This window comes from Pseudomonas migulae NBRC 103157, assembly GCF_002091715.1.
Taxonomy (GTDB): Bacteria; Pseudomonadota; Gammaproteobacteria; order Pseudomonadales; family Pseudomonadaceae; genus Aquipseudomonas; species Aquipseudomonas migulae_A.
Window position 1 is genome coordinate 52,746 of sequence record NZ_BDAG01000040.1, and the last position, 14,433, is coordinate 67,178.

Sequence of the window (14,433 nt, forward strand, 5' to 3'; positions counted from 1 at the left end):
CCATCCTGAACGGGATTTCCCCCTGCTTACCGAGGCCAGATTCATGAGCGTTATCGATCTACGCAGCGACACCGTCACCCAACCGACCTCAGGGATGCTCCACGCGATGGCCAACGCAGCCACCGGTGACGACGTCTACGGCGAAGATCCGACCGTCAATCGACTGGAAGCCGAACTTGCCAATCGACTGGGTTTTGCCGCGGCGCTGTTCGTTCCGACAGGCACCATGAGCAACCTGCTGGGCCTGATGGCCCACTGCGAACGCGGTGACGAGTACATCGTCGGCCAGCAGGCCCACACCTATAAGTACGAAGGTGGCGGTGCGGCGGTGCTCGGATCGATCCAGCCTCAGCCGCTGGAGGTGCAGGCTGATGGCTCGCTGGATCTTTCGCAGGTCGCCGCAGCGATCAAGCCGGACGACTTCCATTTCGCTCGTACCCGCTTGCTGGCGCTGGAAAACACCATGCAGGGCAAGGTTCTGCCGCTGGAATACCTGGCCCGGGCTCGCAACTTCACCCGTGAACACGGTCTGGCCCTGCACCTGGACGGCGCTCGGCTGTATAACGCCGCCGTCAAACTGGGTGTCGATGCCCGTGAAATCACGCAGTATTTCGATTCGGTCTCGGTCTGCCTGTCCAAAGGCCTGGGCGCGCCGATCGGTTCGGTGCTGTGCGGCTCGGTGGAGCTGATCGGCAAGGCACGACGCCTGCGCAAGATGGTCGGCGGCGGCATGCGCCAGGCCGGTATTCTGGCAGCGGCAGCTTTGTATGCCCTGGATAAAAACATTCACCGTCTGGCCGATGACCACGCCCATGCACAGTTTTTGGCCGATGGGTTACGCAAGGCCGGTTACAGCGTCGAGCCGGTGCAGACCAACATGGTTTATGTGCAAATGGGCGATAAGGCCGAGGCGATCAAAGCCTTTGCCGCCGAGCGCGGGATCAAGTTGAGCGCTGCCAGTCGCCTTAGAATGGTCACGCATATGGACGTCAGTCGCGCGCAAATCGAGAAAGTCGTCGCGACATTCGTCGAGTTTTCGCGCAACTGACCGCGTTAGCCGTCCAATTGACCGTTTCTATCGTATAAACACGCTGTACCCCGCGCGCAGGGCCGATATAATGCGGCCCTTTGCCGTCGCTTCGTCTGTTGACGTTTCGCACAGGCCTTTGGCCGCAGCCTCCGTGGAAGAACCTAATGAAAAGCGCAGAAATCCGTGAAGCCTTCCTTCGCTTCTTCGAAGAGCAAGGCCACACCCGTGTAGCCTCCAGCTCTTTGATTCCGGGCAACGACCCAACCCTGCTGTTCACTAACGCGGGGATGAACCAGTTCAAGGACTGCTTCCTGGGCCAGGAAAAGCGCGCGTACACCCGCGCCGTCTCCAGCCAGAAATGCGTGCGCGCCGGCGGCAAGCACAACGACCTGGAAAACGTCGGTTATACCGCCCGTCACCACACCTTCTTCGAAATGCTGGGCAACTTCAGCTTCGGTGATTACTTCAAGCGTGATGCGATCACCTACGCCTGGAACTTCCTGACCTCCGACAAGTGGCTGAACCTGCCGAAAGAAAAGCTCTGGGTCACGGTCTACGCCAGCGATGACGAGGCCTACGACATCTGGACCAAGGAAATCGGCGTTCCAGCTGAGCGCATGGTTCGCATCGGCGACAACAAAGGCGCGCCTTACGCGTCCGACAACTTCTGGACCATGGGCGATACCGGCCCGTGCGGTCCTTGCACCGAGATTTTCTACGATCACGGCGCCGACATCTGGGGCGGCCCTCCAGGCTCGCCGGAAGAAGACGGCGACCGCTACATCGAAATCTGGAACAACGTGTTCATGCAGTTCAACCGCACCGCCGACGGCGTGTTGCACCCGCTGCCAGCACCGTCGGTCGACACCGGCATGGGCCTGGAGCGGATCAGTGCCGTGTTGCAGCACGTTCACTCGAACTATGAAATCGACCTGTTCCAGAGCCTGCTGAACGCATCGGCCAAGGCCATCGGCTGCACCAACGACGCTCAGGCTTCCCTGAAAGTCGTGGCCGACCACATTCGTTCCTGCGGTTTCCTGATTGCCGACGGTGTGCTGCCGTCCAACGAAGGCCGCGGCTACGTGCTGCGCCGGATCATCCGTCGCGCCTGCCGTCACGGCAACAAACTGGGCGCCAAGGGCAGCTTCTTCTACCAGATCGTTGCGGCCCTGGTCGCCGAAATGGGCGAAGCGTTCCCTGAGCTGAAATCCCAGCAAGCGCACATCGAGCGCGTGCTGAAAGCCGAAGAAGAGCAGTTCTCCAAGACCCTGGAACATGGCCTGAAGATTCTCGAGCAGGATCTGGCCGAGCTCAAAGGCGACGTGGTGCCGGGCGACGTGGTGTTCAAACTCTACGACACCTACGGTTTCCCGATGGACCTGACCGGCGACATCGCGCGCGAGCGCAGCCTGACCATCGACGAAGAAGGCTTCGAGCGCGAAATGGAAGCCCAGCGCGTCCGTGCCCGTTCCGCCAGTTCCTTCGGCATGGACTACAACAGCCTGGTCAAGGTTGACGTGGCCACCGAATTCACCGGTTACAAAGCCACCAGTGGTTCGGCGCAAGTCGTTGCTCTCTATAAAGACGGGCAGTCGGTCGACGTTCTGAGCGAAGGCGAAGAGGGCGTGGTCGTTCTCGATCAGACCCCGTTCTACGCTGAGTCCGGCGGTCAGATCGGCGATTGCGGTTATCTGCAATCGAGCAGCGGCCGTTTCGACGTGCGTGACACCACCAAAACCGGCGGCGCATTCCTGCACCACGGCGTACTGGCTTCGGGCAGCTTGCTGATCGGCGCTCCGGTGGAAACCCACGTTGAAGCCGACGTACGTCACGCGACGTCGCTGAACCACTCGGCCACTCACCTGCTGCACGCCGCGCTGCGTAAAGTGCTGGGCGACCACGTTCAGCAGAAAGGCTCACTGGTCGACAGTCAGCGCCTGCGCTTCGACTTCAGCCACTTCGAGGCCATCAAGCCCGAACAACTGAAAGCGCTGGAAGACATCGTCAACGCCGAGATTCGCAAGAACTCCGCCGTTGAAACCGAAGAAACCGACATCGAAACCGCCAAGAAGAAAGGCGCGATGGCGCTGTTTGGCGAGAAGTACGGCGACAATGTGCGCGTGCTGAGCATGGGCGGCGATTTCTCCGTCGAACTGTGTGGCGGCATCCACGCCAACCGTACCGGCGACATCGGCCTGCTGAAAATCATCAGCGAAGGCGGCGTGGCTTCCGGTGTGCGTCGTATCGAAGCGGTCACCGGCGCGGCCGCGCTGGCATACTTGAACGCTGCCGAAGAACAACTCAAGGAAGCGGCCAACCTGGTCAAGGGCAGCCGCGACAACCTGATCGACAAGTTGTCGGCTGTGCTGGAGCGCAACCGTCTGCTGGAGAAGCAACTCGAGCAGTTGCAAGCCAAGGCGGCCAGCGCGGCGGGCGACGATCTGTCGGCCTCTGCCCTGGACGTCAAAGGCGTGAAAGTGCTGGCCGTGCGTCTGGACGGTCAGGACGCCAAGGCGCTGCTGGCGCTGGTCGATCAACTGAAAAACAAACTCGGCCGCGCAGTGATCCTGCTCGGCAGTGTCCATGAGGAAAAGGTCGTTCTGGTTGCAGGCGTAACCAAAGACCTGACTGGCCAACTCAAAGCCGGTGATTTGATGAAGCAAGCCGCTGCGGCAGTGGGCGGGAAGGGCGGTGGTCGTCCGGACATGGCGCAGGGCGGTGGTACTGACGCTGGCGCACTGGATGCCGCATTGGCCCTGACCGTTCCATTTGTAGAGCAGGGTTTATAAGGCAGTGTGTCCGGCCCGCGGTCTAGTGGCGGGCCGGAACGCTGTTTGAGTGATAATTTGGGCGCCCTTCATGGGCAGAGGCGGCTTTGAAATGGCTTTGATCGTACAGAAATTTGGAGGCACCTCGGTCGGCACTGTCGAGAGAATCGAGCAGGTCGCCGACAAGGTTAAGAAATTCCGCGATGCCGGCGATGACCTGGTGGTTGTGCTGTCTGCAATGAGCGGCGAAACCAACCGTCTGATCGATCTGGCCAAGCAAATCAGTGGCGACGGCCAACCGGTTCCGCGTGAGCTGGATGTGATTGTCTCCACCGGTGAGCAGGTGACGATTGCCCTGCTGGCCATGGCGCTGATCAAGCGCGGTGTGCCAGCGGTGTCCTACACCGGCAACCAGGTGCGGATTCTGACGGACAGCGCACACAATAAAGCGCGTATCTTGCAGATTGATGACCAGAAGATTCGTGGTGATCTGAAAGCAGGTCGTGTGGTGGTTGTCGCCGGTTTCCAGGGCGTCGACGAGCACGGCAACATCACCACCCTCGGTCGTGGCGGTTCCGACACCACCGGCGTGGCGCTGGCGGCGGCCTTGAAGGCTGACGAATGCCAGATCTACACCGATGTCGACGGCGTCTACACCACCGACCCGCGTGTGGTGTCCGTGGCTCAGCGCCTGGACAAGATCACCTTCGAAGAGATGCTGGAAATGGCCAGCCTCGGTTCCAAGGTGTTGCAGATCCGTGCGGTGGAATTCGCCGGCAAGTACAACGTTCCGCTGCGCGTACTGCACAGCTTCAAGGAGGGTCCGGGCACCCTCATTACTATTGATGAAGAGGAAACCATGGAACAGCCGATCATTTCCGGCATCGCTTTCAACCGCGATGAAGCCAAGCTGACCATCCGTGGCGTGCCAGACACCCCGGGCGTTGCATTCAAGATTCTCGGCCCGATCAGCGCCGCGAACATCGAAGTCGACATGATCGTGCAGAACGTTGCGCACGATAACACCACCGACTTCACCTTCACCGTGCACCGCAATGACTTCCAGGCCGCGCAAACCGTGCTGGAAAACACTGCTCGCGAGATCGGTGCCCGTGAAGTCGTTGGCGACATCAAGATCGCCAAGGTCTCGATCGTCGGTGTCGGCATGCGCTCCCACGCAGGCGTAGCCAGCCGCATGTTCGAATCCCTGGCGAAAGAAAGCATCAACATCCAGATGATCTCGACCTCGGAAATCAAAGTCTCCGTGGTGATCGAAGAGAAGTACCTGGAACTGGCTGTGCGCGCTCTGCACACGGCTTTCGAACTGGACGCGCCGGCCCGACAGGGCGAGTGATGCGTTAGCCGAAGGGCGCGGTCTGACCGCGCCCTTTTGTTTTTTTGAATGGTGTGGCTCGAAGCTGTTCTTTTGCCCGCGCTAGTCAATACTCAGGCATGTAGGGCTGCGACCGTTCAGGTTGTAGGTCGAGTGCCTTTTTTTTGCAGACTGTTGTCCCTGAAATGAAATGCGTGAGGAGAAAGGTATGCTGATTCTGACTCGTCGGTGCGCAGAAAGCCTGATTATTGGTGATGGCGAAATCACCGTGACCGTGCTCGGCGTTAAAGGAAATCAAGTGCGTATCGGTGTCAACGCCCCGAAAGAGGTTGCGGTCCACCGTGAGGAAATTTACCTGCGTATAAAGAAAGAGAAGGACGAAGAACCAAGCCATTAATTTTTATCGTTTTTTATGTTTGCAAACGGGGAAGAAGCTGGTTAATATACGCCCCGTGTTGCGGAGAGCTGGCCGAGTGGCCGAAGGCGCTCCCCTGCTAAGGGAGTACACCTCAAAAGGGTGTCGGGGGTTCGAATCCCCCGTTCTCCGCCATTATTTGCGTAGTACGTTGTAATCTGGCTTCTTCGGTAAGTTGTTGAAATTACTAGAAAAAAGCGCTTTACAAAAAGATTCGACGGCCTATAATGCGCGGCAACAAATGCACTCGTAGCTCAGCTGGATAGAGTACTCGGCTACGAACCGAGCGGTCACAGGTTCGAATCCTGTCGAGTGCACCATTTAAGAGTTGTTTGCAGTAATGTGAGCTACTCTGCTTCAACCAGTTGTGATCTGGTCTAAAAACACAAATTGCACTCGTAGCTCAGCTGGATAGAGTACTCGGCTACGAACCGAGCGGTCACAGGTTCGAATCCTGTCGAGTGCACCAAACACCAAAAAGCCCGCGTTTAACGCGGGCTTTTTGCCGTCTGGGATTTGGCTTTTCCCCGTGTACATCCTTTCTCATCGAACTCGACGTGAGCACTGCGACCCCGCTTGGTGTCGTAACGGTAGCTTGTTGTCGAATTGCGCACCGTGATCTTGTCAGGTTTGCCGAGTGCGCTTTCGACATCCTGCTGACTCATGCCGGCAACCACCCGTTGATTGATGATCGCTTCCCGTCGCTCCCGCGCGTCAATCACGTTCCCGCATTTGTCCTCGGTCTGGCCGACGACCGTCGGCTCCCTCCTTTTGAATTTCATACGTGATGTTTCGAGCGTGTCCGCTTCAGGCATGAGGGCTACCGTGCTGCCGGGTGTAAAGGTGCGCACATCCTGGAGTGAAAGGCTGTCACCCGCCGCACAGCTCAATGTGGTGAAGGTAATGCGGCCGTTGGCAGCCTCACATCGGTGAACGGTTGCAGCAAGGGCCTTGAGCGGCAGGCAGAGCAGGGCGATCAGCAAAAAATACTGTGCATTCAAAAGCATCAAACGTCCTCCATGACGGTCTGACTCAAGGGTAGCCGTTACATTTTTCAGCGGCGGTGTGTTTTCTTTTCAGAATGAGTCGTCGCATTTTCATGGATCAGGATGGCGCTCAGGTTTGTCTCGCAAGCGCTTGTTTCAGCCGAGATTTTTTAACGTTTAAAACCGTCGGGCGGTGTATCATTGCGCCCGTCAGCCCCGCCGGGGCTTGTGGAATACCTCCATGGACTTACCCAGTAGTAACTCAGTAAACCGTTTTTCCAATCATGAATTGACTGATTGATCCTTCCGGCGTGCCCCGCTGCTGGGAGTGGAGTTCGCCTATGTCCGAAGTTGAAGTAAAGAAAACGCAAGAAAGCCTGCAGGACCGCCTGGCTCAAGTCGTTGAGCTGTTGCAGCGTCAGCGGGTGGTCGAAGACCTGACTCATCGTCAGGAAGGCCCGCATCACGACCGGGTCGAGAACCTGGTTCACCGGCAAAACCTGGTCGAGCTGCAACGCAAGCTCGATGACCTGCACTCCGCCGACGTCGCCTACATCCTTGAAGCCTTGCCGCTGGACGATCGTCTGACGCTGTGGCAATTGGTCAAGGCTGATCGCGACGGCGACATCCTGCTCGAAGTCTCCGATTCGGTTCGTGAAACCCTGATCGCCGACATGGACGATCACGAGCTCCTGGCTGCGGCCAGGGACATGGACGCCGACGAACTCGCTGACCTGGCTTCCGAACTGCCGCGCGACGTCGTCCATGAGCTGATGGAAACCCTCGATGGTCAACAGCGTGAGCGCGTTCGCTCCGCGTTGTCCTATGACGAGGAGCAGGTCGGTGCGCTGATGGACTTCGAGATGGTGACGATCCGTGAGGATGTCAGTCTCGAAGTGGTATTGCGTTACCTGCGCCGCCTCAAGGAACTGCCAGGCCACACGGACAAACTGTTTGTGGTCGATTACGACGGCGTGCTCAAGGGCGTGTTGCCGATCAAGCGTCTGTTGGTCAACGACCCGGAAAAACAGGTTTCGGAAGTCATGGCCAGCGATCCGGTGAGTTTTCACCCGGACGAGGATGCGTACGATGCCGCACAGGCGTTCGAACGTTACGACTTGATCTCGGCGCCCGTGGTCGACAAGAACGGCAAGCTGATCGGCCGTCTGACCATCGATGAAATGGTCGACCTGATTCGTGAAGAGAGCGAAAACGAAGTTCTCAACATGGCGGGTCTGCGGGAAGAAGAAGATATTTTCGCGTCGGTCTGGAAATCCCTGCGTAACCGCTGGGCCTGGCTGGCGGTGAACCTGATCACCGCGTTCATTGCCTCCCGCGTGATCGGTTTGTTCGAAGGCTCGATCGAGAAGCTGGTGGCGCTGGCGGCATTGATGCCGATCGTAGCGGGTATTGGTGGCAACTCCGGTAACCAGACCATCACCATGATCGTTCGCGCCATGGCGCTGGATCAGGTGAGCACCGGCAACACGTCACGCCTGATGCGCAAGGAATTGGCCGTAGGCCTGATCAATGGCCTGGTGTGGGGTGGCGTGATTGGTGTTGTCGCCTACATGTTGTACGGCAGCTGGTCGCTTGGCGTGGTGATGACCGCCGCCATGACGCTTAACCTGTTGCTGGCAGCGTTGATGGGCGTGTTGATTCCCATGACCCTGGCGAAGATGGGGCGCGATCCGGCGATGGGTGCCAGTGTGATGATCACCGCCATGACCGACAGCGGAGGTTTCTTCATCTTCCTGGGGCTGGCGACCATCTTCCTGCTCTGATTTCCAGACGTAAAAAAACCCGCCATCGGCGGGTTTTTTTTGCCTGAATTTCAGGCAAAAAAAAGCCAGCAATCAGCTGGCTTGAGCTTTCGGTTGAGTCAGGAGGCGTCTGCGGCCATTTCGGCGTCATGGGCAATCAGCGAAACAAGTGCGTTTTGCTGACGATGAGAAAGCTGGCGGAAGCGTTGCAACAGTTCGCGTTCGTGCAATGACAGCTCTGGGCTGTCCAGGCGCATGCTCAACTCTTCGCCCAGTGCGCCTTCCTGAATAAGACTCTGCTCAAGGCGCGCAATGATTTCGGAGTTCATGCTGCGATGATGATTGCGAGCCACCTCGGCAATGCGTTCACGCATTCCGTCTGGCAGACGTACGACGAACTTGTCAGCCGTACGGCTGGAATAAATTGCCTGTTTCAATGGGCGCATATATTTAACCGGTTAGTTCAGGGGAGCGGTTCTCGGGATTGGCCGCACGATGTCTGATAGGACAAGGATTCTGGCCAAATGTTCAACCTGAATTGATAGAGGCTCGCATCATGCCTCAAAGAAGCCAGTTCATTGGCGTCAATTCTGTGACAAATATTGAACTGGATGCCGGCGTTATGCCAGCACCAATTATCAGAAATGCGGACTGGTTTGAAAAGTCTGTCCCGTCCGTATCGCTGGCCGCGTCCTGATACCCGACAGGTAATATCTGAAGACACCTGAAGGTACATGCCATGCGGTCGATCACGATTCCTTGCCTTGTACAGGATAGTGGCAAATTGCCGATTTACTAGTGGCATCCACTGCACGGAGGCTATTTCAGGATGGATGGCAATATGATTTACCTGAGGCGCTTTTCAGGTCCGCAAGGACAGTCTCATTGAGGTTTTCGCTGGCATCTGCAGGCTAAATGGTGAGAAGTGTGGCGCGGCGGATGTTGATGAGGACGGCTTGCGCTGTGCCACCCATCTCTTGAAACCTGCTGAAAGGTCAGCGCAGGACCGGGTCAAACTTGATCTTGCGGCCAGCGACCAGTGCCAGCACGAACAGCGCGCTGAAAACACCGCAGGCAATCAGGGGCAGGGTGACAACCGAGTCCTGGACCAGTGACAAATGAAGAATGCCGCTCAGTAGGGCCAGGATGAAAAATCCTGCGGCTGATTTGGACATGCTGTGCTCCTGAGGGGGTGTTCAAAATACCAGGCGTTCTGAAGACGGCGCCGGCAGCAGGATGTTTTCCTGGCTCACTTCCTGACTGACAAAGCCGTGCTGATCACTCAGCAGCGCCAATTGCGGCGCCCTCTGTACTTGAAGGTAGTGGGGCATGCGTTGGGCGACCGGCTCGGCGCCGCTCTCGGGGGAAAAGTGAAAACCCAGCAAGACCGCCAGAGCGATTGCGTTCGAGAGTAAAAGGGCGCTGTTCATGAGGCTGGCCTCCGTTGTTCTTGAGAACAGCTAAAGCAGCCGACGTGCCAAGAGTCTACCGCCTATTAAATCCTTTAAAAACAATAAATTAGGTTATTCCCGAGAAGTGCTTGCATTGCAATTTGCAATGATGGCTTTTTGCGGTGATGCAATTTGCACGGTAAACAAATCCCTCGCTGTCGAAGGGCGCCTGCCTACACTTAAAAAGCGCTAAGGACGACATGACAAACGCGGACCCGCCCGTTAACATGCACGCCGTCCATCGCACCGCGTTTTCTCGCGAACGACTTGTGTCTCAGTAGCTCAATTGGATAGAGCATCCCCCTCCTAAGGGGAAGGTTGGCAGTTCGAACCTGCCCTGGGACACCATACAATTCAAGGCCTCCAGCTGTTTACGGTGATCATCAAAAAAAGCCGTGACAGCAGGGTGGCAGCAACAGACCAAAAAATAGGCTCTGCAACTCAGTGCAGTGCGCTAATCGAAGGCGCCGGTCAAAGCTTGCCGGCTGCGTCCTGAATTTTCTGCCCGGTATCCTGGGCCGCTCGGCTTTTTGAGGCGATGGTGCGCAGACTCGCGGAACTGGTATTGATGTCGCCATCATACTTCTGCAGGGTAATTTCAATCTTCTTTCCCTGCCATTGCAGGTGCTCGTTTGTAAACTCGCCACCGCCTTTCGTTTTCACGACCTCCGTTGTGCGCTTCATAGGCTGCCCGTACTTCGTGGTGAAGATCTGCACCAGTCGCGGGAAGTCTTCTGGTGTCGTGGTGAGATAGAAGGAGTCAACCGGGCCGGTCTTCGCCATTGCGGAAAGGCCGAAGCCACCGAACAGGCCAATTGAGGGCATGCCGTCAATTCTATACAGCCCCTGGTAGGGCGCACCGCGGCACATTTCCTTGGGCGGCTCATATCCAGCGGGGCATTGCGGAAGAGAGTATTCAAGCTTTTTATCAAAGCTGATGCCCATGAAACTATCGGGCTCTTGAATCCAAGGCTGAGGCTCTGAGGGCTTCTTGGCTGCAAAGGCTGATGCTGCCACACAGGATGCAAGCAAGAAAAAGGCAAATTTGGCTTTCATTGGTTCCCTCCAAGGTTGAATCAGAACTCTAGCACGACGTACAGCCGCCATCGTCAGGCACGCATTTAGCCTAGGCGTCGAGCTAACTCGAGTGAACTCAGATTCGAATTCTTCTAGTCCAAAAATTGGACATCATCGGTTCAAAAATTGGACTTAGGCTTTCCGGTTCCGTCTGGTTCGTTGGTGGAGCTTAAATATAGGTCCAAAAATTGGACTGTAAACGGCCATTTCCGAAGCTTTGTTAGTCCAAAAATTGGACACCCTTATAATTTACCACCCATATACCCATGACTTACTCGCCGCTCAAGGCATGGCGGGCATTGGTAAAGTCAGGGCGTGAGCTCTGCCTTGAGAGGCGCGAGAGTGTGAAGGGCAAGGTCCAGCGTGTAGAACGCAACTCACGGTGTTGATACCTACACACCCGAACAAATCGGGCGCGCTCGCGATAAAACCCGAGCCGAAACTACCGAGATTCCGGCAGTTCGAGTGAGTCGAAACTTGCTCACTGAGACGAAAAGGGCGCAGTCCTTGCGGAGAGCGCCCTGTAAACCCAGCCCAAACCCAGCCGGTTATTACGAAACTTTCGTTCTATGCGTGCTGGAACATTGGAATCACGTTCGTAGCGAACTGCCGGCGGAACTCGCGGCGCTCAATCTCTACCTGATCCAAGTCAGCCAGGCTGCGCACCCAGTCCATACCGAACAGCGCTCTGTTAACCGCTGTGCGCTCGACCGAATAGCGATCGTATTCCGGACCGGTGCCAATGTGATGGATACGCACCCAGTCGGGCAGCTGCTTACGGGCACGCATGGTGTTCAGCATCGACCACCAGCACTGCGCGTGCGTCCGCTCAGCCTCCAGGAGATCGATCAGCGCGGCCTGCTCGTCCGGGCTTTCCGGGTTGCCGTCAGACAGAAAGCGATTCACCTCATCCTGAGCCGCCAGATAGCGCCCGTGGTCGCGTCCGGTGCCGATCCCCTGCAGTGACGCCCATTCAGGCATCTGGTCCTGTGCGCGCATCTTGCTGAGGATCTGCCACCACATCGAGGAGCGGTTGCGTTCGGCAGACAGCAGGCTTTCGATGTGAGCGTTCATTGCGCACCCCCTTCAATCAGCATGCTTGCTTCGATCCCGACGTCGTACAGGCGCAGCGTGAGGTCACCCACGGCGACTATCAGCGCCTCTACCTGGACAATCATCTTGCGATCGATCGGCGTGACCGTCTCCGAGGCCAGCGAGAGCAGTTTGCTCACCGCCTGCAGGCCTTCCATGAGCGTACCGCCGTAGGAATCAGCGCCCCGGGTGATGGCGAGCAGCAGTTCGGGCTGCATGACTGGAGCGGCAAACCGTTGCATGACGGTCGGCATGAGGACCGACCACTTCTTGGGGCAGATGATGCCCTTCGACTTGAAGACTGTAGGATATTGATTATCAATTGTATTTTGGGTATTTTGGTAAAGTTGCATGACGTGTACCTCTAAGTTTCGTCGTGTGATAGCTGACCCGGTGTTAGCGCACCGGGCCGGCACCTCTTCTGCTGGTTACTTTTTCCGCTTTTCCTTCGACTCAAGGCCTGCAATCACAAGCGCCTTGAGTGCTGCCGTTCTGGTCACCTCTACACCTGTCTCCGACTGCACGCTCTTGGCGTAGGCATCGACGCGGGCGGTTATGTCTGCCGGCAGCCTGAGTGTCACTGTGGGTGTGTTCGCCATCTGATCCCCTCCTTCGTTCGCTTCGATGAGTCAACTGTAAGACACTGTCTTACAGTTGGCAAGTGAGATGATTAAATAACGACAAATGGCAAATCTGCGGAGCTACAGATGGATGAACAAAGTGAGGTTGTTTATGTGGCCGACCTGGCAAGAATGCTTGGCCGAACTGAGGCTTCGGTCAGAGAGGGAATGCGCCGGGGCGTGGACTGGCTGCCCAAGAGCTTCAAGATGGGGGCCAGACACTGCTGGCTGAGGCGGGACGTGCTGGCCTTTCTGGTGGCCTGCCGGGATGGGGAGAACAAGGCGGTGAAGGTCGGTCGGAAGCGGTTGCCGCCGCCGACTCTCTAGCGCTGTCAGAGGCTCAGCTGGCGATAGATGACGCGGGCGTCTGTGCCGCGTCTCAGCTCGCGCAGTGCGTCATTGGTCAACTGGTCCAGGGCTTGTTCCTCGAAGTCAGCGGCGAGCTTCGCAGCCTTGCGCACGATAAGCAGCGCCAGCTCTGGCGGTACGGCCACTTTGACTTCATCCAGGTAAGGGCAATCGATAACGGACATAAGCACTCCGGGGGATGTATTCAGTTTTCAGTGTATCCCGACGCGATATCAGGCAAAAACCCTGTGTAAGAACATAAGTGCAGTGAAATATCTCGATGCTGTGCGATTTCTCGTCACTTATTCGATTGCCTTTGCCAGGTTTCCGCGCAACCATGGGGCCATTCTTGACAGACCCTAGACAGATCCAAGCCCATGGCCGCGCTCAACAACGAAATCAAAGCCTTTGTAGTACAGGCGCTCGCCTGCTTCGACTCGCCCACCCAGGTCGCGACCGCGGTGAAACAGAGCTTTGGCGTTGTGGTATCACGCCAGCAAGTCGAGGCTCACGACCCGACCAAGCGTTGTAGCAAAGGCCTGGCCAAGCGCTGGGTGACGATGTTCGAGGACACTCGGGCAGGATTCCGCGAGGCGATGATTGAGATCCCCGTTGCCAACCGTGCTTATCGCCTGCGCGCACTTGGGCGAATGGTTGAAGAGGCCGAGGAGCGCGGCAATTTGGTCCTGGCTGCTCAATTGATTGAGCAGGCCGCCAAGGAGTCGGGCGATATGTACGTCAAGCGCCCGCCACAGCTCAGCTCCATCACGCCGGCTGCCAGGGTCGCAGTGGAGTTCGTTCACGCTCGCGATTACACCCTCAGGCGGTAACTACTGATATCCCGTTCCCTCCGTTATCTAGCGCTAGCCAGCCCTGACAGCAGGTCGGAACAGGCGATACAATTGTGATCATGGCTCACATTTGAGCCATCCAGACCAAGGCGGGTCTTCCCGCTTTGCCTCACCGTCGATTCCGCGACACATTTTCATAATTCGCAAAACGTGTCGCGACACCTGACCTAGCGAAATGAGAGGCCAGGTCATCCCTCAGCCACTCCCGCCATTCTCCGAAGCACTCCAGCAATTACCCGACCTCAGATTGAGGGTGGACTGAGCTGAAAACCCAGCCCTGTATCACTTTGACTGTCTGCTACTTACTGCAACAAAAATCCCCTCCTCGATCCGCTGCAAACCAACTATTTCAATCCCATTTCATCCGGTTACGTGTAGCACCTAAGGCGCACTATAAGTGCTACACGCAACCGGATTAAACGGGACTGAAATAGTTGGTTTGGAGGGGATCGAGGAGGGGGTTTTTGTTGCAGTAAGTCGCAGATAGGCAAAGTGATACAGGGCCGGATTTCCGTCTCAGTCATCCACCCTCAATCTGAGGTCGGGTAACTACTGTAGTGCTCCGGAGGATGGAGGCAGTGAGTTCGATTTGAGATCTGAGTGGCAGACTGACTTTGCCTCCCGTTTCGGTAGGCCTGGTGTCGCGACACGTTTAGCGAATTATGAAAACGTGTCGCGGAGTCTATGCAAAAGCAAAGT

16 protein-coding genes and 4 tRNA genes are annotated in these 14,433 nt (G+C 56.9%); 11 read left to right on the plus strand and 9 right to left on the minus strand.

Annotated elements, in window-relative coordinates:
• The first annotated feature begins 43 nt into the window (after positions 1-43).
• The 7 genes from ltaE (at position 44) to PMI01S_RS24940 (ending at position 6,015) form a co-directional block, all read left to right on the plus strand.
• Positions 44-1,048: a low-specificity L-threonine aldolase gene (gene ltaE / locus PMI01S_RS24910; RefSeq protein WP_084322780.1), complete on the plus strand. Its 1,005-nt coding sequence runs from the start codon at positions 44-46 to the stop codon at positions 1,046-1,048.
• 146 nt (positions 1,049-1,194) lie between these two features.
• Positions 1,195-3,819: an alanine--tRNA ligase gene (alaS, locus tag PMI01S_RS24915; protein WP_084322781.1), complete on the plus strand. Its 2,625-nt coding sequence runs from the start codon at positions 1,195-1,197 to the stop codon at positions 3,817-3,819.
• 91 nt (positions 3,820-3,910) lie between these two features.
• Positions 3,911-5,152 carry an aspartate kinase gene (locus PMI01S_RS24920; RefSeq protein WP_031319071.1) on the plus strand — a complete coding sequence of 414 codons (1,242 nt, stop codon included), beginning with the start codon at positions 3,911-3,913 and terminating at the stop codon, positions 5,150-5,152.
• A gap of 187 nt (positions 5,153-5,339) precedes the next feature.
• Positions 5,340-5,528 (plus strand): carbon storage regulator CsrA, encoded by a 189-nt coding sequence (gene csrA, locus PMI01S_RS24925; protein WP_002554426.1) that lies wholly within the window; start codon positions 5,340-5,342, stop codon positions 5,526-5,528.
• A 62-nt stretch (positions 5,529-5,590) separates the two neighbouring features.
• Positions 5,591-5,681 (plus strand) — tRNA-Ser (locus tag PMI01S_RS24930).
• A 108-nt stretch (positions 5,682-5,789) separates the two neighbouring features.
• A tRNA-Arg gene (locus tag PMI01S_RS24935) sits at positions 5,790-5,866 on the plus strand.
• A 72-nt stretch (positions 5,867-5,938) separates the two neighbouring features.
• Positions 5,939-6,015 (plus strand) — tRNA-Arg (locus tag PMI01S_RS24940).
• Positions 6,016-6,034: 19 nt separating this feature from the next.
• Here PMI01S_RS24940 and PMI01S_RS24945 read toward each other — a convergent pair.
• Positions 6,035-6,553, minus strand: coding sequence for a cell envelope protein SmpA (locus tag PMI01S_RS24945; protein ID WP_084322782.1), 519 nt, complete (start codon positions 6,551-6,553; stop codon positions 6,035-6,037).
• Positions 6,554-6,873: 320 nt separating this feature from the next.
• Between PMI01S_RS24945 and mgtE the strand changes: the two genes are divergently transcribed.
• Positions 6,874-8,316, plus strand: a complete 1,443-nt coding sequence (mgtE, locus tag PMI01S_RS24950; protein WP_017340213.1) for a magnesium transporter — start codon at positions 6,874-6,876, stop codon at positions 8,314-8,316.
• Between the two features lie 98 nt (positions 8,317-8,414).
• Here the strand turns inward: mgtE and PMI01S_RS24955 are convergent, their stop codons facing one another.
• The 3 genes from PMI01S_RS24955 to PMI01S_RS24965 form a co-directional block, all read right to left on the minus strand.
• Positions 8,415-8,741 (minus strand): Arc family DNA-binding protein, encoded by a 327-nt coding sequence (locus PMI01S_RS24955; RefSeq protein ID WP_003178899.1) that lies wholly within the window; start codon positions 8,739-8,741, stop codon positions 8,415-8,417.
• Between the two features lie 549 nt (positions 8,742-9,290).
• A complete protein-coding gene (locus PMI01S_RS24960) occupies positions 9,291-9,470 on the minus strand; it encodes a PA3371 family protein (protein ID WP_084322783.1) in 180 nt (59 codons plus the stop codon).
• A 21-nt stretch (positions 9,471-9,491) separates the two neighbouring features.
• Positions 9,492-9,725 carry a hypothetical protein gene (locus PMI01S_RS24965; protein ID WP_084322784.1) on the minus strand — a complete coding sequence of 78 codons (234 nt, stop codon included), beginning with the start codon at positions 9,723-9,725 and terminating at the stop codon, positions 9,492-9,494.
• A 292-nt stretch (positions 9,726-10,017) separates the two neighbouring features.
• Here PMI01S_RS24965 and PMI01S_RS24970 point away from each other — a divergent pair.
• Positions 10,018-10,094 (plus strand) — tRNA-Arg (locus tag PMI01S_RS24970).
• A gap of 123 nt (positions 10,095-10,217) precedes the next feature.
• Here the strand turns inward: PMI01S_RS24970 and PMI01S_RS24975 are convergent.
• From PMI01S_RS24975 to PMI01S_RS31760, 4 genes are all read right to left on the minus strand, one after another.
• Positions 10,218-10,802 carry a hypothetical protein gene (locus PMI01S_RS24975; protein ID WP_084322785.1) on the minus strand — a complete coding sequence of 195 codons (585 nt, stop codon included), beginning with the start codon at positions 10,800-10,802 and terminating at the stop codon, positions 10,218-10,220.
• Positions 10,803-11,390: 588 nt separating this feature from the next.
• Positions 11,391-11,897, minus strand: a complete 507-nt coding sequence (locus tag PMI01S_RS24980) for a hypothetical protein (RefSeq protein WP_084322786.1) — start codon at positions 11,895-11,897, stop codon at positions 11,391-11,393.
• A complete protein-coding gene (locus PMI01S_RS24985) occupies positions 11,894-12,268 on the minus strand; it encodes a hypothetical protein (protein WP_139273091.1) in 375 nt (124 codons plus the stop codon). Before PMI01S_RS24985 ends, PMI01S_RS24980 begins: the two co-directional genes overlap by 4 nt.
• Before the next feature lie 75 nt (positions 12,269-12,343).
• The gene (locus tag PMI01S_RS31760; RefSeq protein WP_167362938.1) at positions 12,344-12,514 is read right to left on the minus strand and encodes a hypothetical protein; all 171 of its coding nucleotides are present in this window, start codon (positions 12,512-12,514) and stop codon (positions 12,344-12,346) included.
• A gap of 108 nt (positions 12,515-12,622) precedes the next feature.
• Here PMI01S_RS31760 and PMI01S_RS24990 point away from each other — a divergent pair, with 108 nt between their 5' ends.
• The gene (locus PMI01S_RS24990) at positions 12,623-12,862 is read left to right on the plus strand and encodes a hypothetical protein (protein ID WP_084322788.1); all 240 of its coding nucleotides are present in this window, start codon (positions 12,623-12,625) and stop codon (positions 12,860-12,862) included.
• 5 nt (positions 12,863-12,867) lie between these two features.
• On the opposite strand, the gene PMI01S_RS24995 is transcribed toward PMI01S_RS24990, so the two are convergent.
• The gene (locus PMI01S_RS24995) at positions 12,868-13,068 is read right to left on the minus strand and encodes a hypothetical protein (protein ID WP_084322789.1); all 201 of its coding nucleotides are present in this window, start codon (positions 13,066-13,068) and stop codon (positions 12,868-12,870) included.
• 192 nt (positions 13,069-13,260) lie between these two features.
• Here PMI01S_RS24995 and PMI01S_RS25000 point away from each other — a divergent pair, with 192 nt between their 5' ends.
• A complete protein-coding gene (locus PMI01S_RS25000; RefSeq protein ID WP_084322790.1) occupies positions 13,261-13,713 on the plus strand; it encodes a DUF2280 domain-containing protein in 453 nt (150 codons plus the stop codon).
• Positions 13,714-14,433: the final 720 nt, after the last annotated feature.